At 42.6% G+C, this 19,509-nt stretch carries 17 protein-coding genes; 11 read left to right on the forward strand and 6 right to left on the reverse strand.

The features are described from left to right. The first annotated feature begins 36 nt into the window (after window positions 1-36). Both recA and FSB76_RS18305 read left to right on the forward strand, forming a co-directional pair. The gene (gene recA / locus FSB76_RS18300) at window positions 37-1,059 is read left to right on the forward strand and encodes a recombinase RecA (RefSeq protein WP_147055817.1); all 1,023 of its coding nucleotides are present in this window, start codon (window positions 37-39) and stop codon (window positions 1,057-1,059) included. 234 nt (window positions 1,060-1,293) lie between these two features. Continuing rightward, window positions 1,294-2,925 carry an ABC transporter substrate-binding protein gene (locus FSB76_RS18305; RefSeq protein ID WP_147055819.1) on the forward strand — a complete coding sequence of 544 codons (1,632 nt, stop codon included), beginning with the start codon at window positions 1,294-1,296 and terminating at the stop codon, window positions 2,923-2,925. A gap of 59 nt (window positions 2,926-2,984) precedes the next feature. Here the strand turns inward: FSB76_RS18305 and FSB76_RS18310 are convergent, their stop codons facing one another. From FSB76_RS18310 to FSB76_RS18325, 4 genes are all read right to left on the reverse strand, one after another. Then, on the reverse strand, window positions 2,985-3,551 hold the full coding sequence (locus FSB76_RS18310; protein WP_147055821.1) for a hypothetical protein: 567 nt from the start codon (window positions 3,549-3,551) through the stop codon (window positions 2,985-2,987). Window positions 3,552-3,667: 116 nt separating this feature from the next. Continuing rightward, the gene (locus tag FSB76_RS18315) at window positions 3,668-5,935 is read right to left on the reverse strand and encodes an aconitate hydratase (RefSeq protein ID WP_147055823.1); all 2,268 of its coding nucleotides are present in this window, start codon (window positions 5,933-5,935) and stop codon (window positions 3,668-3,670) included. Window positions 5,936-6,242: 307 nt separating this feature from the next. Continuing rightward, window positions 6,243-6,653 carry a four helix bundle protein gene (locus FSB76_RS18320; protein WP_225976243.1) on the reverse strand — a complete coding sequence of 137 codons (411 nt, stop codon included), beginning with the start codon at window positions 6,651-6,653 and terminating at the stop codon, window positions 6,243-6,245. Between the two features lie 158 nt (window positions 6,654-6,811). Then, entirely contained in the window at window positions 6,812-7,438 is a 627-nt protein-coding gene (locus FSB76_RS18325) for a polysaccharide deacetylase family protein (protein ID WP_147055825.1), read from the reverse strand. A 94-nt stretch (window positions 7,439-7,532) separates the two neighbouring features. Here FSB76_RS18325 and FSB76_RS18330 point away from each other — a divergent pair, with 94 nt between their 5' ends. From FSB76_RS18330 to FSB76_RS18365, 8 genes are all read left to right on the forward strand, one after another. Further along, entirely contained in the window at window positions 7,533-8,981 is a 1,449-nt protein-coding gene (locus tag FSB76_RS18330) for a TolC family protein (protein ID WP_147055827.1), read from the forward strand. 39 nt (window positions 8,982-9,020) lie between these two features. Further along, the gene (locus FSB76_RS18335; RefSeq protein WP_147055829.1) at window positions 9,021-10,367 is read left to right on the forward strand and encodes an efflux RND transporter periplasmic adaptor subunit; all 1,347 of its coding nucleotides are present in this window, start codon (window positions 9,021-9,023) and stop codon (window positions 10,365-10,367) included. A gap of 146 nt (window positions 10,368-10,513) precedes the next feature. Then, window positions 10,514-11,191, forward strand: coding sequence for a tetratricopeptide repeat protein (locus tag FSB76_RS18340; RefSeq protein WP_147055830.1), 678 nt, complete (start codon window positions 10,514-10,516; stop codon window positions 11,189-11,191). Window positions 11,192-11,399: 208 nt separating this feature from the next. Beyond that, complete coding sequence (ribH, locus tag FSB76_RS18345; protein ID WP_147055833.1) at window positions 11,400-11,894, forward strand: 6,7-dimethyl-8-ribityllumazine synthase; 495 nt, start codon at window positions 11,400-11,402, stop codon at window positions 11,892-11,894. Window positions 11,895-12,260: 366 nt separating this feature from the next. After that, the gene (gene ytxJ, locus FSB76_RS18350) at window positions 12,261-12,590 is read left to right on the forward strand and encodes a bacillithiol system redox-active protein YtxJ (protein WP_147055835.1); all 330 of its coding nucleotides are present in this window, start codon (window positions 12,261-12,263) and stop codon (window positions 12,588-12,590) included. 367 nt (window positions 12,591-12,957) lie between these two features. After that, window positions 12,958-13,839 (forward strand): lipoyl synthase, encoded by an 882-nt coding sequence (gene lipA / locus FSB76_RS18355; protein WP_147061025.1) that lies wholly within the window; start codon window positions 12,958-12,960, stop codon window positions 13,837-13,839. A gap of 24 nt (window positions 13,840-13,863) precedes the next feature. After that, on the forward strand, window positions 13,864-14,415 hold the full coding sequence (locus FSB76_RS18360; RefSeq protein ID WP_147055837.1) for an RNA polymerase sigma factor: 552 nt from the start codon (window positions 13,864-13,866) through the stop codon (window positions 14,413-14,415). A gap of 2 nt (window positions 14,416-14,417) precedes the next feature. After that, window positions 14,418-15,269 carry an anti-sigma factor gene (locus FSB76_RS18365; RefSeq protein WP_147055839.1) on the forward strand — a complete coding sequence of 284 codons (852 nt, stop codon included), beginning with the start codon at window positions 14,418-14,420 and terminating at the stop codon, window positions 15,267-15,269. A 346-nt stretch (window positions 15,270-15,615) separates the two neighbouring features. Here the strand turns inward: FSB76_RS18365 and FSB76_RS18370 are convergent, their stop codons facing one another. Next, the gene (locus tag FSB76_RS18370) at window positions 15,616-17,121 is read right to left on the reverse strand and encodes an NAD(P)H-hydrate dehydratase (protein ID WP_147055841.1); all 1,506 of its coding nucleotides are present in this window, start codon (window positions 17,119-17,121) and stop codon (window positions 15,616-15,618) included. Window positions 17,122-17,367: 246 nt separating this feature from the next. On the opposite strand from FSB76_RS18370, the gene FSB76_RS18375 reads away from it, so the two are divergent. After that, on the forward strand, window positions 17,368-18,399 hold the full coding sequence (locus tag FSB76_RS18375) for a HAMP domain-containing protein (protein ID WP_147055843.1): 1,032 nt from the start codon (window positions 17,368-17,370) through the stop codon (window positions 18,397-18,399). Window positions 18,400-18,468: 69 nt separating this feature from the next. Here FSB76_RS18375 and FSB76_RS18380 read toward each other — a convergent pair whose 3' ends face one another. Continuing rightward, window positions 18,469-19,413: an SDR family NAD(P)-dependent oxidoreductase gene (locus FSB76_RS18380; protein ID WP_147055845.1), complete on the reverse strand. Its 945-nt coding sequence runs from the start codon at window positions 19,411-19,413 to the stop codon at window positions 18,469-18,471. Between the last annotated feature and the right edge of the window lie 96 nt (window positions 19,414-19,509).

The raw sequence follows: 19,509 nt of genomic DNA on the forward strand, positions 1-19,509 counted from the left end.
AATAATACATTTATATTTGCTAAAGATAATTTGAAGATGGCTAACACAGATAAAAATAACTCAGACAAATTAAAGGCATTACAGCTTACGCTGGATAAGCTTGAAAAATCATACGGAAAAGGCACCATCATGAAGCTGGGCGATTCTGTTATTGAGGCTACGGAGGTAATATCAACCGGCTCATTGGGGCTCGACATCGCCCTGGGCGTTGGCGGTTTGCCTAAAGGCAGGGTTATTGAAATATACGGGCCGGAATCATCCGGTAAAACTACTTTGGCTATTCATGCCATTGCCGAATCGCAAAAGAAAGGCGGCATTGCTGCATTTATTGATGCGGAACACGCATTTGACCGTTTCTACGCCAAGAAATTAGGGGTAGATGTGGAGAACCTGTTGATCTCTCAACCAGATAACGGTGAGCAGGCATTGGAAATAGCCGATAACCTGATCCGTTCGGGGGCTATTGATATCCTGGTTATTGACTCTGTTGCCGCGTTGGTGCCAAAGGCCGAGATTGAAGGCGAAATGGGCGACTCAAAAATGGGTTTGCATGCACGTTTAATGTCGCAGGCCTTGCGTAAATTAACCGGTACTATCAGCAAAACGGGATGTTGCTGTATTTTTATCAACCAGCTGCGCGATAAAATCGGCGTGATGTTTGGTAACCCCGAAACAACCACCGGTGGTAACGCTTTGAAGTTTTATGCTTCGGTACGTTTGGATGTACGCCGTATATCACAAATTAAGGATACCGACGAAGTTTCCGGTAACCGCGTAAAGGTGAAGATTGTTAAAAATAAAGTTGCGCCTCCATTCCGTATTGCCGAGTTTGATATTATGTTTGGCGAAGGCATCTCTAAAGCCGGCGAAATTATCGATCTGGGTGTTGAATATAACATCATTAAAAAAGCAGGTTCGTGGTTTAGCTACGGCGATACCCGCTTAGGCCAGGGCCGCGATGCGGTTAAACAATTAATATTGGATAATCCCGAGCTGATGGAAGAACTGGAAACTAAAATTAAAGAAACCGTTACCGGCGATCATTTAGCAGAAGTTTAAATTCGGATTTCGGAATTTCGATTTCGGATTTTGACAGATATAAAAAGGCCTTCCATTTTGGAGGCCTTTTTTATGGATTTTATTTAAACTAACATGGACGCCTTTACGAGCCGATTAAAACCACTCACCTAATCAACCTAATCCAACTACTCACTATTCAAAAACCTTCATCCCTGCGTAATAAATCATTAACGCGTCAGGTCGCTTAGTCAATAATTATTACATTAGCTTTTGATGAATAAACTGATCTTATTGCTGTTTTTGGGATTGATGATCCAGCTTTCTGCTTGCTCTTCAAAATCTGCAAATTCGCATAAAACAGTTTTCAATATCAACCTGGAGGAAGGCCTCACCTCGCTCGATCCTGCCTTTTGCCGTAACCACTACACCATTTGGATGGATAACCAGGTTTTTAACGGCCTGGTACAGGTTAATGATAGTTTAAAGGTTACACCATGCATTGCAAAAAGCTGGGATGTTTCTGCTGATGGATTGCTGTATACATTTCACCTGCGCAATGATGTTTATTTTCACGATGATCTGCATTTTAAAAACGGCGTAGGCCGGAAGGCTGTGGCATCTGATTTTGTTTACAGTTTTGGCAGATTGATAGATCCTAAAGTTGCCTCATCGGGCTCATGGATTTTTAGCGATAAAGTAAAAGGTTGCGATGCCTTTACAGCGCCTAATGATAGCACGTTCCGGATCAGGCTGAAACAGCCTTTCGCGCCTTTTTTAAGCATGCTTACGGCGCAATATTGCTCGGTTGTACCTAAGGAGGTTGTTGAGTTTTATGGCAAAGATTTCAGGAGCCATCCTATTGGCACGGGCCCCTTTAGGTTTAAGTATTGGAAAGAGGGGGAGGTGCTGGTGCTGCTTAAAAATGATAGGTACTGGGAGACCGACAAAAATGGCAGGCACCTGCCATACCTGGATGCCGTAAGGGCTACATTTATTGCCGATAAACAAACGTCATTTTTGGAGTTTGTGAAAAAGAAACTTGATTTTTTGAATGATATCGATGGTAGCTATCGCGATGATATCCTTACCAAATCGGGCGCGGTTACTCAAAAGTATAAGGGCAAATTCATACTTAATACTGCTCCCTATTTAAACACCATGTACCTGGGGATATTGGTAGATAGTAACCTGGCCATCGTCAAAAAATCGCCACTGAAAATATTAAAAGTAAGGCAGGCCATAAACTACGCTATCGACCGCCAAAAGATGATAAAATACCTGCGGAATAGCATGGGGACTCCTGGCTATGCAGGCTTTATTCCGCAGGGCATGCCGGGTTTTGATGGTAAATGTGTTAAAGGGTACGCTTACGATCCGGATAAAGCCCGGCGCCTATTAGCCGAAGCCGGTTTTCCCGACGGTAAAGGCTTGCCCGAAATATCGTTGGCTACCACCGTAGGCTATCGCAGCCTGATTGAATATGTGCAAGGCCAGTTGGACAGGATAGGCATTAAAACCAGTGTAGAAATTACCCAGGGGGCCAGCCTGCGGGAGCTGGTATCCAAAAATGGCATCAATTTTTTTTACGGTCAATGGATAGCCGACTACCCGGATGGCGAAAATTACCTGTCGGTTTTCTATTCAAAAAACAAGATCCCCTTTGGCCCCAACTATACCGGTTTTAACAATAAAAAGTTTGACGCATTGTTTGAACAAACCTACCAGGTAAAAAACGATTCGGCCCGCTATGCCATTTACCAGCAAATGGATAACCTGGTAATGGAGCAATCGCCGGTGGTGGTTTTGTATTATGATAAATTGGTAAACCTTTATCAAAATAACATATCGGGCTTTAGCTTAAACGGGCAAAATTTGTTAGTGTTGAAGAGGGTTGTGAAACGGTAAGAACAACTTTTGTTAATGAGATGCTTTAGATGTACTCTTATCAATTACCTATCCCTGATTTAAATACTTAATGAGTAATGCACATTCTTACTGTTTTGTAAATATTCAATAATGGCATTTTGATTGTTCAATTGTCGATTAATAGTTCCGGTCCAAAAATCTGTTATCGTTTCATTATTATATCTTATTAAAACAAGGTGAACTGTTACTCCAAAGCCCCCGGTTAAATAGCTTATGAAATATAAGTTTTGACCCTTACCTTGACAAATCAGTTGACGGTTGGGCAATTGATCATTCTGAACACAGCAGCAGTTCCAATCTTGATCGGGTTTTGCCATAGTGAAGTTGGTATTACCAAAAGATTCTAAAAAGGATTTTACAAACCACGGTATATAATTCAAACTACTGGACGGGGCTAATTTTACTTTTTTAAGATCGGTAACAAAGGCTTGGAGGTTTTTATTTTTAACAATGACCATCTGATTAATTGAAATACTGTCGCCATTGTATTTAATACTGCTAATCGTATTGTTTTTCGCGGGTTGCGGCTGTTTAGCTGACTTTTTCTGGCCATAGATATGACCTGACATCATTAATAAAATCAGAATTGCTAAACAAGGTCGCATATTGTAAAAGTTGAGGGAGAGTAAATATATTTAATTGTATACAACAAAAAAGCCTCCCCAAAGGAAGGCTTTCAAAAAAATAACTAAATCCGAAATCTTAAATCCGATATCCGAAATTAAGATGCCATTTGTTTACGGATGATGTTTAGCGCACCACCTGCTTTAAACCACTCAATTTGCTGAGCGTTATAAGTATGGTTAACAGGGAATGATTCAACCGAGCCGTCTTTGTGGTTTAACACAACGGTTAACTGTTTGCCGGGGGCAAATTCTGTTAGGCCGGTGATGTCGATAGTATCGTCTTCCTGAATTTTGTCGTAATCGTTGTTATCAGCAAAAGTGATACCCAGCATACCTTGTTTCTTAAGGTTGGTTTCGTGGATACGGGCAAATGATTTTACCAATATGGCACGTACACCAAGGTGACGTGGCTCCATAGCAGCGTGCTCACGTGATGAACCTTCGCCGTAGTTTTCGTCGCCTACTACTATTGATCCAATGCCGTTTGCTTTATAATCACGTTGAGTAGCAGGAACCGGGCCATACTCGCCGGTCAGTTCGTTTTTAACGCTATCTGCAGTGTTGTTAAAGTAGTTGATGGCACCAATCAACATATTGTTTGATATGTTATCCAGGTGGCCACGGAATTTTAACCATGGGCCGGCCATCGATATATGGTCGGTAGTACATTTGCCTTTTGCTTTGATCAGCAATTTAAGGCCTTTAATGTCTACACCTTCCCATGCGGCAAAGGGCTCCAGCAATTGTAAGCGCGATGATTTTGGATCAACCAATACCTGTACCTGGCTGCCATCTTCGGCAGGGGCCTGGTAGCCGGCATCTTCAACCGCATAGCCTTTAACCGGCATTTCTATACCCAGTGGCTCATCAAGTTTCACCTGCTCGCCATTTGCGTTAGTTAAGGTATCAGTTAGCGGGTTGAATGTTAAATCACCGGCAATAGCCAAAGCCGTTACAATTTCTGGTGATGCTACAAACGCGTGGGTGTTTGGGTTACCATCCTGGCGTTTAGCAAAGTTGCGGTTAAACGATGTGATGATAGAGTTTTTGCGTGTAGGGTCGTCGGTATGACGGGCCCATTGACCAATACATGGTCCGCAGGCGTTTGCCAATACTACGCCACCCATTTGCGCAAAAGTGTCAAGGTAGCCATCGCGGTCAACCGTATAACGCACAAGCTCCGATCCCGGGGTGATAGTAAATTCGGCCTTAGTAGTAAGGTGTTTATCAATAGCCTGTTTTGCAATAGATGCAGAACGGGTAATGTCTTCGTAAGATGAGTTGGTACATGAGCCAATTAAGCCAACTTCTAATTTTGCAGGCCAGTTGTTTTCTTTAACGGCGGTAGCAAATTTAGATATAGGCCAGGCCAGATCCGGGGTGAAAGGACCGTTAATGTGTGGTTCCAATTCACTCAGGTTGATTTCGATAACCTGGTCAAAATATTGCTCGGGGTTGGCATAAACTTCCTCGTCGCCGGTTAAGTGTTCTGCAACGGCATCGGCTAATTCGGCAATATCTGCACGTTTTGTTCCTTTAAGGTAAGCAGCAATTTTATCATCATAACCAAATACCGAAGTGGTTGCACCAATTTCGGCACCCATGTTACAAATGGTACCTTTACCTGTTGCAGAAAGTGAACGTGCACCTTCGCCAAAATATTCAACAATAGCACCTGTACCGCCTTTTACGGTAAGGATACCTGCTACTTTTAATATGACGTCTTTAGCTGATGACCAGCCGGATAATTTGCCGGTTAATTTAACACCAATCAATTTAGGGAATTTAAGCTCCCATGGTAAGCCTGCCATAACATCGCAGGCATCGGCACCACCAACACCAATAGCTATCATACCTAAACCACCCGCATTTGGCGTGTGCGAATCGGTACCAATCATCATACCGCCAGGGAATGCGTAGTTTTCTAACACCACCTGGTGAATGATACCAGCCCCTGCTTTCCAGAAACCAATACCATATTTATCAGATACTGAAGCCAGGAAATCATAAACCTCGCGGTTAATATCAACGGCTGTATGTAAATCGGCAACGGCGCCAACTTTTGCCTGTATCAGGTGATCGCAATGTACGGTAGATGGAACAGCAACCTGCGGACGGCCAGCCTGCATAAACTGCAATAAAGCCATTTGCGCTGTTGCATCCTGCATAGCCACGCGGTCTGGTGCAAAATCAACATAATCCACACCGCGGCCAAACGCTGTTTTGGCGTCGCCTTCTGAAAGGTGGGCGTATAAAATTTTCTCGGTTAAAGTAAGATGTTTACCAGTCGCTTTACGGGCAGCATCCACGCGGGTGCTGTAGCGGTCGTAAACTTTTTTGATCATATCTAAATCAAAAGCCATTTGTATTTGATTTTTAGGTGAAAAGTAAAAGAAATTGACACTAAAATTGATTGTCAGAAACTTAGTGCGGCGAATTTACAAAATATAACATCTAATTAATAATCAAGGTTTCGTCAATTCTTATTTGGATAGGTTCTAAATTAGGTTGTGGTTGATTGGGTTGGATTGAGTTGATTGGGTTGGAATAAGTTGATTGGGTTGATTGAGTTGGATTGAGTTGATTGATTAAGTTGGATTGAGTTGACTAGGTTGTGTCCAATTCGATTAATAACCTATTCAACTCAATCCAGCTTAATCAACCACTCACTCAACCTAACTCGTCATTCTTTTTCTTTTTGATAAACGAGATGTAGCCGTTTAATAATTTGAGACATTGATCGTAGTCATTTTGAAATGATTTAAATACAGCGTCATTAATGTAGTTTTCATCTCTCGCAATAATCATGTGATCAAGCGTTTCTGAAAGTGAGCCGCGGGCTATGATACAAAAACGAATATTATCCTGAAAATGGAAACGGCCATGACCTTCGGCGATGTTGTTTCCTATTGATCTTGAACATCGAATTATTTGATCCGTTAACCTGAATTTTTCCTCATTTGGAAAGCTTTTGACAAGGTCAGAAACCGACGTCCGTATTTTTCGGGCCTGTTTCCAGGTTTCCAGTTCGGTAAATGATGCCATATAATATTTTATTTTTTTGTGAAGGTACTTCCTCATAGTTAATTTTCAACCCAATCAACCCAATCAACCCAATCAACCCAATCAACCCAATCAACCCAATCAACCCAATCAACCCAATCAACCCAATCAACCCAATCAACCCAATCAACCCAATCAACCCAATCAACCCAATCAACCCAATCAACCCAATCAACTCATTCCAACTTAATCAACTCAAAACTATACCCCTCTTTACTCCAAATCTCCATCGCCCTCGGCAAAACATACTTCAGCCTGTCAAATGCTTTCAAACTATCATGAAAAACAACTATTGATCCTGTTTCGGTATGTTTTATAACCTTTTTAAGGCAATCTGCCGGCCTCAGGTTAATATCGAAATCGCCGCTAAGCACATCCCACATAATAACTTTGATGTCGGGTTTAACAGCTTTTAAATCCTTTACCTGTTGTTTTTTGATGCGGCCGTAAGGTGGCCTGAATAAATTAGTGTGCAGTATTTTATCTGCCAACAGATAATTATCAAGATAAGTTTTGTTATCAGTTTTCCATCCTTTAAGGTGGTTGTAGGTATGGTTGCCAATAGCATGGCCATCGTTAACTACCTGCTTAAAAATATCAGGATGTTTGCCTACATTGTCGCCAATACAAAAGAATGTTGCTTTGGCATGGTACTGTTTTAAAATATTTAAAACAAATGGTGTAACAATAGGTATGGGTCCATCGTCAAAAGTGAGATAAATACAACGGTTAGTTTGGTTTACATTCCAAATAAGCTCGGGGTAAAGCTTTTTTAGCAGCCAGGGAGTTTTAACCAGGTACATATTCAAAACAAAAGTTAATGTTAAATTTTCCGGTAGATAGAAAACAACACCGCAAGGTAGTAATCAGTTGCTTACCATTGTATAGAAAAACCTTATGAAACTAAAATTTATACCATCTTTTAAAGCTACTGTAATTTGCGCCATTATGTTTTCGTCGTTAAGCTTCCGGGCTAAAGCGCAGGAGGTAATATCGTTGCAAAAGGCTGTTGATATGGCCCTGGAGCGTAACCTTACCATCAAACAATCGCAGTTTACCGAGGCTTTGGATGATGAAACTTTAAAACAGTCGAAATATAATCAGCTCCCAAACCTTACCGCAGGCCCACAGGCATCGTTCAACTTTGGCCGTAACATCGATCCATCTACCAACCAGTTCATCAACCAGCGGATTTTTGCGTTAAATGGTACCGTGCAAACACAGGTAACCTTGTTTCAGGGTGGCCAGTTGCGCAATACTATCATTCAGAACCGTTTATTGCTTGATGCCGATAAAACAGCCACAGCAAAAGTAAGGAACGACCTTATTTTAAATGTGGTTACTACCTATTTACAGGTATTAACCAATCAGGATTTGGTAAAGGCCGCTCAACAGCAAATAGATGTGTCTAAAATTACGTTAGATAGGGCACAAAAAAACTTTGATGTTGGCAACCAAACACTGGCCGATCTGTCGCAGGCTAAAGCAACCGTATCAACAGCCGATTTGAACTACACTAATGCTCAAAATGCCTATGAAATTTCATTGCTTACGTTAAAGCAATACATGGAAATGGCTCCGCAAACAAATATCGTGGTTGAGAAACCCGATATCAGCAAGCTTACAGATGTTCAAACATTATATAATGCCGAGGAGGTTTTAAAAAGCGCCGAATTGGTTAACCCGGATTTATTGCTGGCAGAACAACGGGAAAAGGCCACCCAACAGGGGATTAAAATAGCCCAGGGCAATTATTACCCCAGCGTGGTATTGTTTGGCCAGTTAGGTTCAAATTATTCAGACGCGCGTACCTTATTAGGGGGGATAACGCCCACCGGCCGGATAGACACCGTTGGTTTTGTTAACGGCAACCGTAACCAGCCGGCTACAGTACCTCAATATGCTGCTGTATATAACAAGTATCCGTTTTTTAAACAACTAAGCGATAACTTTAACCAGTCGGTAGGGGTTAGTTTGCAGATACCCATCTTTAACCGTTTTAGCTCACGTACATCGGTACGCAAAGCAAAAATACAGTATGAAAACGCAAAAGTAACCACGCAACTGGCACGTAATAACTTAAGTAAGATTATTTACCAGGCAGTATTGGATGTAAAAGCTGCCGAAAAATCATACCTGTCATATACGCAAACTTACCAGGCCAATAAAGAAGCCTTTAATATTATACAACAGCGTTATAATGTTGGCTTGGTAAACTCGCTTGACTATAATACATCGTTAACCAACCTCAATAAATCGCAGTTTGACATGATCAACGCGCAATATATGGTTGTGTTTAGGGCGAAAGTGATTGATTACTACCTGGGCAAACCTATATCATTGTAAATAAAAAAACTAAAACCGTAAATATCCAAACTCATAATCATGGGAAAAACTACTAAATATATTCTGATAGGACTTGGCTCGCTGATTGTTCTGCTGATCATTGCCAAAGCAACCGGCCTTATTGGGAAGCCGCCTTTAACGCAGGTTGCCACCGAAAAAGCTGATACCCGCGTAATTAATGAAACCGTATCTGCCAGCGGTAAAATAAAGCCGCATGTTGAGGTTAAAATAAGCCCCGAAGTATCTGGTGAAGTGGTTGAACTGCCAATAAAAGAAGGCGACGTGGTTAAAAAAGGCCAATTGCTTTGTAAAATCCGCCCGGACATTTTAAAGTCGGGTTACGATAGGGCTATTGCATCATACAATACTCAAAAAGCCAGTGTGGGTAACTCCGGTCAGTTGTTAAAACAAGCCCAGGCTACATTTGATAACCAGGCCGGTATATTTAAACGCAGCCAGGAGCTATATAAAAATAAGGTACTTACCGTATCTGAATATGAAAATGCCAAAGCTGCTTATGAAGGTGCCAAAGCTTCGTTAGAAGCGGCCAAGCAAAATGTAATTGGTTCACAATATGGTTTGGCGCAATCATCGGCATCTGTTAAAGAAGCGCAGGACAACCTTGCAAAAACAACCATTTACTCGCCGGTTGATGGCGTGGTATCAAAACTATCCATTGAGCTGGGCGAGCGTGTTTTAGGTACCCAGCAATTTGCAGGTACCGAGATCATGACCATATCTGACCTGAGCAAAATGGATGTTAACGTTGATGTGAACGAAAACGATATTAACCGCATTTCATTAGGCGATTCATCGAATATCGAGATTGACGCGTTTTTGGGTAAGAAATTTACGGGTGTTGTTTCTGAAATAGGAAGCTCGGCCAACGTGGTTGGTACCACTGCCGACCAGGTGACTAACTTTACTGTTAAAGTACGCATCAATGCAGATTCATACATGTCGTTACTAAAAAAATCTGCAGATAACCCGTCACCTTTCCGCCCGGGATTAACAGCTACGGTTGATATTAACACCAACCAGGTAAAATCATTATCGGTGCCTATTCAATCGGTAACCACCCGCGAGGAGAAAAAAGACCAGAACGGGCCGCCAAAAAAGGACGATGACAAGAGTAAGCCATCAATTACACAACCATCAAAAGAATATGTATTTGTGTTAACTGCAGGTAACAAGTTAAAACAAGTACAGGTTACTACCGGCATCCAGAACGATTCTTATATCCAGATATTGAGCGGGCTTAAAGGAGGCGAAGAGGTGGTATCTGCCCCTTATGCTGCCATCACTAAAACGCTGGCCGATGGGATGATTATTGAAAAAGTTGATAAAGCAAAGCTATTTAATGCCGATAATAACAAGAGCAACTAAACAGAAGATATTTGATATTAATAAAGCTGCAGGCCTGTTGGGTTGCGGCTTTATTGTTTTATAAACATACCCTTAAATAATTAACACCAGGCTATTGCCAGAAATTTTGAAAACCGTAACTTTGCAAACTTAATTTTGTTATAACAATGTCAAAAACCCAGGCGAATACCAAAGTTGCTGCACCGGATACTACTTTCGGCCAGAGTGGCAACTTCGTACGCGAGAATCAAAAAAGCTTACTTTTTATAGGCGGTGCTGTAGTGGCCCTTATTGTAATTTACTTTTTATACCTTAAAGTGTACTTAGGTCCGCTGGAAACCAAGGCGGCCAACCAAATGTATGTTGCGCAGGATTTTTGGGCTAAAAAAGATTGGGACAAAGCCATTAACGGCGATGCCAGCTACCCCGGCTTTAAAAAGATCATAAGCGAATACAGCAATACCAAAGCCGCAAACCTGGCTTATTTTTACCTGGGCACCGCTTACCTGAACAAAGGCGAGTACCACAAAGCGATAGAAAACCTGACCAATTACCGTGGCGACGACAGCATGGTTGCTGCCGAGGCTTACGGAAGTGCAGGTGATGCTTATGTTGAATTGAAAGATTACAGCAACGCTGTAACTTATTTTAACAAAGCTGTTGATAAGGCAAAAAACAAATTCCTGTCGCCGCTTTACCTTAAAAAATTAGGTTTGGTTTACGAAGAAACCAAAGACAATAAATCGGCCAGCGAGGCTTACAACAGGATTAAAACAGAATATCCTGAAAGCGCCGAAGCACAAAATATTGACGAGTATATTGCTCGTGTAGACGCGAAACTTTAATTGATTTCGGATTTCGGATGTTCGATTTCGGATTTGCAAATTGGTAATATTACCTTTGGCAAATCAGGAATCGAACATTTTTTATATAATAAGCACCCTGTCATGCTGAGGAACGAAGCATCTATTAGCGAACTTTTCTATCTGGCCATGCATAGTTGATAGATCCTTCGTACCTCAGGATGACAGGTTAAAATAACGAGAAACAACAATGGCATCGCAATTAAAAAACCTTTCAGATTTTTCGCATACTACCATCCCGTCTGCCGCACCATATCGTTTTGGCATTGTGGTGGCCGAGTGGAACGCCGAAATTACCAATGCACTGTACCAGGGCGCTTACAACAGCCTGGTTGCTAACGGGGCTTTGGATGCTAATATCGTGAGCTACACGGTGCCCGGCAGCTTCGAGCTTACATCTGGTGCCGACCTGCTGCTAAAAACCGGCAAGCTTGATGCCGTAATTTGTTTGGGCTGCGTTATACAGGGCGAAACCCGCCATTTTGATTTTATTTGTAATGCCGTTGCAAATGGTGTAAGTAATGTTGCCATAAAATATGCAAAACCTGTTATATTTGGTGTATTAACTACTGATAATCAGCAACAGGCCATTGACCGCGCAGGTGGTAAACATGGCAATAAAGGCGATGAGGCTGCAATTACCGCCATAAAAATGGCAGCGCTGGCCGAAACATTGAAGGGCTGATTTACGTTATACTGTTAAGCATAAAATACAATGAAAAAACTTATTTACATAGCTATTATAGCTCTTGCGGTTGGTACCATATCGTCATGCTCCAATAAATTGTGCCCTGCTTATGGTTCATACCCTAAAAGCGGCCGCTAACAGGCAAATGTCATTTTTGTAATCTGCCGGTAGCTATCGGCACATTTTGTGTTATAATTACATTTGTGAAGAAGACTTAAGAATCAAGAGTCAGGAATCAAGACAAAAAAGCAACCGTGTAGTAACACTGTTGCCGCAAACTTAAAGGAATGATATTGTCTTGTTAACTGACCACTTTATTGCAGCTATCTTGATTCTTGACTCTTGATTCTTAATTCTAAAAATATGAACTGGATATTGCTTACGTCGGCCGATCAGTTGCACGAGATAAAGAACCGTGAGGGTTACAGCCTGATTTTTAAACATAGCACACGTTGCTCTATCAGCATGATGGCCAAGCGGCGTTTCGAGCTGGATTGGGAAGACCTTCCCGAAGATATGCCCCTTTACTTTTTAGACCTGATTAGCTATCGCGAGTTATCGGCCCAGGTGGCCCAGCTGTTCCAGGTTCACCACGAATCGCCGCAATTGCTGTTGATAAAAGACGGCGAGTGTGTGCTTGATCAATCGCACGGAGCCATCTCGGTAGAAGAAGCACTAAGCGTTTTAAGCTAAAATTTTCCGGTTTGCCTCCTGATTGCTAAGCAGGTGTTTAAAAGTACCGTTGTAGTAACGCAATATTATTATATTGTTGTGTATAAGCGTTAGTATAATGAGGTTTTATACCATATATGTAACATAATCGGCTACTTGCGTGTTGAGTAATGCCCCGAACGTTTAATTTGCTGACAGTCAAATTTTTAAGTGTTCGGCGCCGAACACCCGAACGGTCTCGTAAAAAAGCGAACACCAAAAGCATCTGCACATCTGAAATCTGGAATCTGCACATCCGCAGTATTTGCACATCAGTATTCTGTAATAATTCTTACAACCTGCGTGTAACCTTATAATTGGTTATATGGTTTTTAACTACATTTGTACCATGATTGAATTGCCGGTAGTTCCTGCTGCGAGCCAGATCCAACGTAAGCCCGATTGGCTTAGAGTGAAGCTCCCCATCGGAAAAGAATACGCTCACGTGCGCGGCCTGGTTGACGGGCACAAACTACACACCATTTGCGAAAGTGGTAACTGCCCCAATATGGGCGAGTGCTGGGGTGCCGGCACGGCCACTTTTATGATATTGGGTAATATTTGTACCCGGTCATGTTCGTTTTGCGCCGTAGCCACCGGCAGACCGCTGGCTGTTGATGTTGATGAGCCCAACCGTGTTGCTACGTCGGTTAAACTAATGCAGGTAAAACACTGTGTGATAACCTCGGTAGATAGGGATGACCTTAAAGATGGTGGCTCTATCATCTGGGCCGAAACCATCAATGCCATCCGCCGCGAAAGCCCCGAAACTACTTTAGAAACCTTATTGCCCGATTTTCGTGGCAATTGGGATAATCTTGCGCGCGTTTTAGAAACCCGCCCCGAGGTGGTATCCCATAACCTGGAAACCGTAAGGCGCCTTACTAAGGAAGTACGTATCCAGGCTAAATACGACCGTAGTTTAGAAGCATTGAAACATGTATCGGCTGCCGGCTTACGTACCAAATCGGGTATTATGCTTGGCCTGGGCGAAACAGAAGATGATTTGCTGGAAGCTATGGACGATTTATTGGCAGCTGGTGTGCATATATTAACTTTGGGCCAGTACCTGCAGCCAACCCGTAACCATCACCCTGTTTTAGATTGGATTCACCCCGATCAGTTTGCCCGTTTAAAACAAATTGGCCTGGATAAGGGTTTCAGGTATGTGGAAAGCGGCCCCCTTGTAAGGTCATCATATCATGCTGAAAAACACTTATTTGAATTATAACATTTCCTTTATATATTCACCCCGTTGAGTAAGAAACACAAAATATCGCTTTCGGAAGATGAATTGGTGCTTGCATTAAGGAACCATGAAAAAATTGCCGTCGAGGCACTTTATGACATGTATTCGGCATCATTATATGGTGTAATATCCCGCATAGTTATTGATACCGCCGTAGCAGAAGATATTTTGCAGGAAACTTTCGTGAAAATCTGGCATTCCTTTTCAAGTTACAGTGCCGAAAAAGGCCGTTTATTTACCTGGATGGTTAACATTGCCCGCAACCTGGCAATTGACAAAATCAGATCAAAAGATTTTAAAAACCAAAACAAAAACCAGGAGATTGAAAATAACGTAACTTTTATTGACGAACAAAGGAGCACAGTTTACAAGCCTGAGTTAATGGGTGTTAAGGATTTAGTTCAGGCGTTAAAGCCTGATCAGAAATCAATTATCGACCTGGTTTATTTTAAAGGGTACACACATGTGGAAGCCGCCGAAGAGCTGGGCATCCCGTTGGGTACTATTAAAACAAGGTTGAGAATGGGCATACAGGAACTCAGAAAACATTTTAATTGAAAGTGGAAGATTTAAAAGGATATATAGAGACAGGGGTACTGGAACTTTACGTTTTGGGGGATGTAACCCCCGACGAAAAGCGCCAGGTGGAAGAGATGGCTTCAAAATATCCGGAGATAAAAGCCGAACTGGATGAAATTGAACGCTCGATGGAATTATATGCACAAGTTAACGCGGTTGAACCCTCAGAAAATTTGCGCGACCGCGTGTTAGGCAGCCTGCTTACCAACCTGGGCGATGACAGGAATTTTAGCAAAGCGCATCCCCAAAAAGATAATGAGACGTACGAAGAGGATGAGGATAATATTGTAACCCTGACTGTTCAAAAAAAGGAAAGTGGTTTTTATAAATATGCTTTTGCGGCCAGCCTTGCGCTTCTGGTAGCAAGTACCATTGCCCTGCTGAATGTTTACAGTAAGCTGCAAGCCTCAAACGAGCAATTGGTTGCCCTGCAATCAGATAAACAACATTTTGCCAATCAGGTTAAGCTGATGGACGGCGAGTTGACGGTTTACCGCGATACTACCTTCAAGCTGCTAAGATTAAAAGGCACCGCCAAAACACCAGGATCGGCATTAACAGTGGCGTTTAGCCCGGTACATCAAAAAGTGGTTATCGACATGGCCAACATGAAAATGCCGGTAAATGATAAAGCACATCAATACCAGCTTTGGGCCTTGGTAGGCGGCAAGCCCGTTGATTTGGGTGTATTTGATGCGGGGGCTGATACGCTTACCAATATTAAGGAGATGAAATCGCTGGCTTCGGCAGATGCATTTGCGGTAACGCTTGAGCCACGTGGCGGCAGTGTTAACCCAACTATGGACCAAATGATGGTTATTGGTAAATTTTAACTCAAAAATTTTCCTGATTATTATACATTAAGCATATATTATGCTGTATTGTGTGCTTTTTAATATCTGTTGATTGTCATTTTGAGGCAAATTGCAGTCTGTTTGTTAAGTAGTTACCCGTTTTGTGAATTATTTAATGGTTATTTAACAATAAGCCAAACCATTTATTCGTTTTTTTGTAACTATTAGGATGTCACCGACGTCTTATAACCAGTTAGATTAAACAGAGCCTGTGAAGTAACGAAAATGAAAGTGATAGATCTAACTCATAAACATGAGTATTTAGTTCTTTATAAGATCAGTTAATAGTTAATAAAAAAGGATGTATGATACTTGCATCCTTTTTTTATGCCATCAACTTTGCCATGGTAACCGGCAATTGAGTAATAAGTTTACCCGGCAATACTACATTAAGCCGGCTTGGCAAGGCAAGTTCGTCCCCGGCCTTTCCGTGTATATAAATTCCTGCCAAACAAGCTTCTAAGGGAGTATATTTTTGAGCCAGCAAGGCGGTAATTATGCCGGTAAGCACATCGCCCATTCCTCCGGTTGCCATCGCTGCATTCCCTGTGGGGTTAAAATAACATTTGCCTTCAGGGGTTATAGTTATGGTATAGTCGTTTTTCAATACAATATAAATATTCAGTTTCTTGGCTTGTTCCAGGCCGGTTTCAAGTCTTTTCCACCAGCTTGAATGTTCGCCAAACAGGCGGTCAAACTCTTTCATGTGCGGCGTTAAAATACTTCCTGCGGGCAGATTTTTTAACAAATCTTTATCCCCCGCCAATAAATTAACGGCATCGGCATCAATAACCAATGGTTTTTTATAATTTTTGATAAGGGCTGTTAATAGTTTTACGGCATCATCGCCCTGCCCCAAACCGGGCCCAACGGCTGCGGCATTAAATTTTGCCCATTCAACTTCCGGTAATTCACGCTCATTACGTACTATTGCCATAATTTCGGGCAGGTAGCTATTTAAAGCGGTTAACCCGCTCGCGGGCACACAGGCGGTTGTTAAACCCGCGCCGGCATGTGCCGCAGCGGATGCGCTAAGTAAGGCCGCCCCCATGGTTTTTTCCTGCCCGGCTATGATAAGCGCGTGCCCGTAAGTGCCTTTATTGCTAAAAGGGCGGCGAGGTTTCAGTATTTTACGAATATCTTTCTCTTCAATAAACTGGTATTCGGCTTTTAACGATTGTACAAAACTTTCATTAATGCCAATATTTACCGCTTCCCAGCAATTGATATATGGCGCAGATTCGGGCAGCAGGAAATTGATTTTAGGCTGCTGAAAGGTGATCACCAGGTCGGCTTTTATCGCTACAGCTTTAGGTAATATCTCGCGTTCCGAAAAAAAGCCGGTTGGCACATCAACCGCAACTATTGTTCTGTCAAGGTTGTTGATGTAGCTTACCAGGCGCTCATAGTCGTCGCTTAGCGGTTTATTTAACCCGGTGCCAAGCAAGGCGTCAATTAGTATAGTGCCTTCGTCTGGTGGCAGCGCAGCGCCTTTGTTTATTTTGATAATATTAATGCCTGTTTGTTTTAGCCTTTGCAGATTGATCTCAAATTCGTCAGTCTGCCGTTCGCTGAAGTAAGCTATTTTAACGCTTAGTTTTTTATATTGATGATCGTTTAGCAGGCGGGCAATGGCCAATCCGTCGCCGCCATTATTACCGGTGCCACAATAAAAGGATATACTTACATTTTTATCCGGAAAATGATTGACGAACCAGCCTACAAATGCTTTCGAGGCCCGTTCCATCAAATCGATAGATGCTATAGGCTCGTTGGCGATGGTAAAGGCATCAGCCTGGCGTATTTGGTGGGAGAGGAGTAAAGGCAGCATATAATGTTAAAGTTAAGAATTATATGTTTTGTTTGGGCTTAAATGGTGTTGCAAACTAATTCCGCATAGTTGGCGTGTGAATGGTGTAATAACTGTATTTTACAGATGGCGTAATGATGCTCTAAATGAATCAAAATAGTAATCCTTGCTTCAAAAACCTTATAATCCGGATATATTTTTAATTACCTTTACTCTTAGTCTTCCTCCTGCTCAAGGTACTATTACATTTTAACACATTGTATAGCTATGAAAATCAAAAAAAAGCTTTTGTTAGGATTTGGCCTCTTGTTTGTTGTTGTGGTTGTTTTTGGCATTGTTTCTATCTATTACATCAAAGTAATATCCGAGACAGCCAGCGTAACCTTAAAAAACAACTACGCTACGTTAACTTATACCCGCCAGATGCGTGCTGTTTTGGATGAAAACGACCTGCCGCTAAAGTCCGCAGTAGCCGAAATATTTGACAAGTCGTTAAAAAAGCAGGAGAACAACATTACCGAACCGGGCGAAAGCGCGGCGACAGCCCAGTTGCGCAAGGCTTTTGTTTTGTTAAGCAATCCTTCGCTGCCTTTAAATCAGCAGCAACAGGCCGAGCGTGATGCACGCCTGCAGCTGAAAGATATTGAGGGTTTAAACATGCACGCAATCGAACTTAAAAATAATTACACCCACTCCACCGTCAACAAATCAACCCTGTACCTTGGGGGGATGGTATTTATTACCTTTTTGATCCTTTTTATATTAATTGTCAATTTTCCGGGATTTATCCTTAACCCGTTAGAGGAGCTGGCCGATGGCCTGGAGCAAATCAGCATAAAAAACTATGATACCCGTTTGCATTTTAAAACAAGCGACGAGTTTGCCCGCCTGGCCGAAGCTTTTAATACCATGGCAACCAAACTTGGCGAACAGGAAAATGCCGGCCTTACCAAACTCATAGCAGCCGAATTGCGGATAAAAACACTGGCAGAAGAAATACCCGATGCTGTAATTGGCATCAGCGAAAGCAAAGAGATACTGTTTGTAAACCAGGAGGCGAAAAAAATGTTAAATCTGGGCGAAAAGCCCGTTATTGGCCAGTCTGTTATCGCGTTGTCCGAAACCAATAAACTACTGAAAATATTAGTAGACGATACCGAAAATCCTTTAAAAGCCGCCCATTTTCAACAGAAAACGCTTAAAGTAATGGTGCCCAATTTAAAGCCCGATCTTGACGCGCTTACCGTTGCAAGCTATCCGGCAGGTACAATCCATGTTTTTAAAGCAGTGGGGGTGTAGATTATTGATTGAAACACAACGCTTTTTCGCTTTAATGTCCAAACCCTCAAGCCTGCCAGGTAGGGCGAGTCAACCATAAACCACACCCGTGACTTTTTCGCTGAACTGCCATAAGGCGGTTGCCTGGCCCGGATTGATGGCGAAGGAACGCACGCCGTACCCTGCTTGCAAATCGTCGGGTACCAGTTCTGCAATATCGCAATCTTCGCAATAAACGCCCCCTATACCGTCAAGCTGATGGCTTAGGGCACACCAGACGGAGGTAGCTGCCCCCTGCTGTGTTGTTTTAATGCCTTTTACCCGCTGTACCCAGGCTTGTACTTCTTCGTCGGTCATATAACGGAAGGCATCGGTAAGTATGGCGCCGGGATGTACTGCAAATGCCCTTATGTTGTGTGGCTGTCCAAGTTTGTCCAGCTCGACGGCAAAAAGTGAGGTGGCGGTTTTGGATTGCCCGTAAGCTTTCGATTTATCAAAAGGATGCTTTTCAAAGTTGGGGTCATCCAGCTGCAGGCCCATGTACCGGTGCCCTATGGAAGATAGTGACACCACCCGTGCACCGCCGGCATTTTTTAAAGCGGGCCACAGCCTCCCGGTCAGTTCAAAGTGCCCCAGGTAGTTTACACCAAACTGAAGTTCGTAGCCCCGCTTGTCTGTAAGGAATTGTGGCGGACGGTATAACCCCGCATTGTTAATGAGTAAATGCAGGCTGTTATATTCAGACAGGAAGCGTTCGGCAAATGCATCAACAGAAGCGGGATCGGCCAGGTCAAGGGGGACAAAGGATACATTTTTAAGATCGGCAAGGCGCTCTTTTGATTTGCCTGTATCCCTGGCGCCCACTACAACATGCGCCCCTATATCGGCCAGCGTTTTAACGGTTTCATAACCTATCCCAGAGTTTCCGCCGGTTACTACAGCTATCTTCCCGGTTAAGTTATGGCCTGCGGCAACTTCGGCCGCTGTGCTGGTTGCATTAAACCCGGAGTGAATTGGTTTTTGTTCTGTTTTCATATGGAGTGATAAAATTAACAGAACAAAATTAAATGGGTGATTTTTTTCAAAAGGTGCGCGGCTCAAATCAATAATTATGCTCGGGCGCAGCGATCA

Origin of the sequence: Mucilaginibacter ginsenosidivorax (genome assembly GCF_007971525.1) — a bacterium.
GTDB classification, from domain to species: Bacteria; Bacteroidota; Bacteroidia; order Sphingobacteriales; family Sphingobacteriaceae; genus Mucilaginibacter; species Mucilaginibacter ginsenosidivorax.

Bases quoted from the DNA above. Each gene is read 5' to 3' on its own strand.
- recA (WP_147055817.1), top strand. From the start codon at position 37: ATGGCTAACACAGATAAAAATAACTCAGACAAATTAAAGGCATTACAG.
- FSB76_RS18305 (WP_147055819.1), top strand. From the start codon at position 1,294: ATGAATAAACTGATCTTATTGCTGTTTTTGGGATTGATGATCCAGCTT.
- FSB76_RS18310 (WP_147055821.1), bottom strand. From the start codon at position 3,551: ATGCGACCTTGTTTAGCAATTCTGATTTTATTAATGATGTCAGGTCAT.
- FSB76_RS18315 (WP_147055823.1), bottom strand. From the start codon at position 5,935: ATGGCTTTTGATTTAGATATGATCAAAAAAGTTTACGACCGCTACAGC.
- FSB76_RS18320 (WP_225976243.1), bottom strand. From the start codon at position 6,653: ATGAGGAAGTACCTTCACAAAAAAATAAAATATTATATGGCATCATTT.
- FSB76_RS18325 (WP_147055825.1), bottom strand. From the start codon at position 7,438: ATGTACCTGGTTAAAACTCCCTGGCTGCTAAAAAAGCTTTACCCCGAG.
- FSB76_RS18330 (WP_147055827.1), top strand. From the start codon at position 7,533: ATGAAACTAAAATTTATACCATCTTTTAAAGCTACTGTAATTTGCGCC.
- FSB76_RS18335 (WP_147055829.1), top strand. From the start codon at position 9,021: ATGGGAAAAACTACTAAATATATTCTGATAGGACTTGGCTCGCTGATT.
- FSB76_RS18340 (WP_147055830.1), top strand. From the start codon at position 10,514: ATGTCAAAAACCCAGGCGAATACCAAAGTTGCTGCACCGGATACTACT.
- ribH (WP_147055833.1), top strand. From the start codon at position 11,400: ATGGCATCGCAATTAAAAAACCTTTCAGATTTTTCGCATACTACCATC.
- ytxJ (WP_147055835.1), top strand. From the start codon at position 12,261: ATGAACTGGATATTGCTTACGTCGGCCGATCAGTTGCACGAGATAAAG.
- lipA (WP_147061025.1), top strand. From the start codon at position 12,958: ATGATTGAATTGCCGGTAGTTCCTGCTGCGAGCCAGATCCAACGTAAG.
- FSB76_RS18370 (WP_147055841.1), bottom strand. From the start codon at position 17,121: ATGCTGCCTTTACTCCTCTCCCACCAAATACGCCAGGCTGATGCCTTT.
- FSB76_RS18375 (WP_147055843.1), top strand. From the start codon at position 17,368: ATGAAAATCAAAAAAAAGCTTTTGTTAGGATTTGGCCTCTTGTTTGTT.
- FSB76_RS18380 (WP_147055845.1), bottom strand. From the start codon at position 19,413: ATGAAAACAGAACAAAAACCAATTCACTCCGGGTTTAATGCAACCAGC.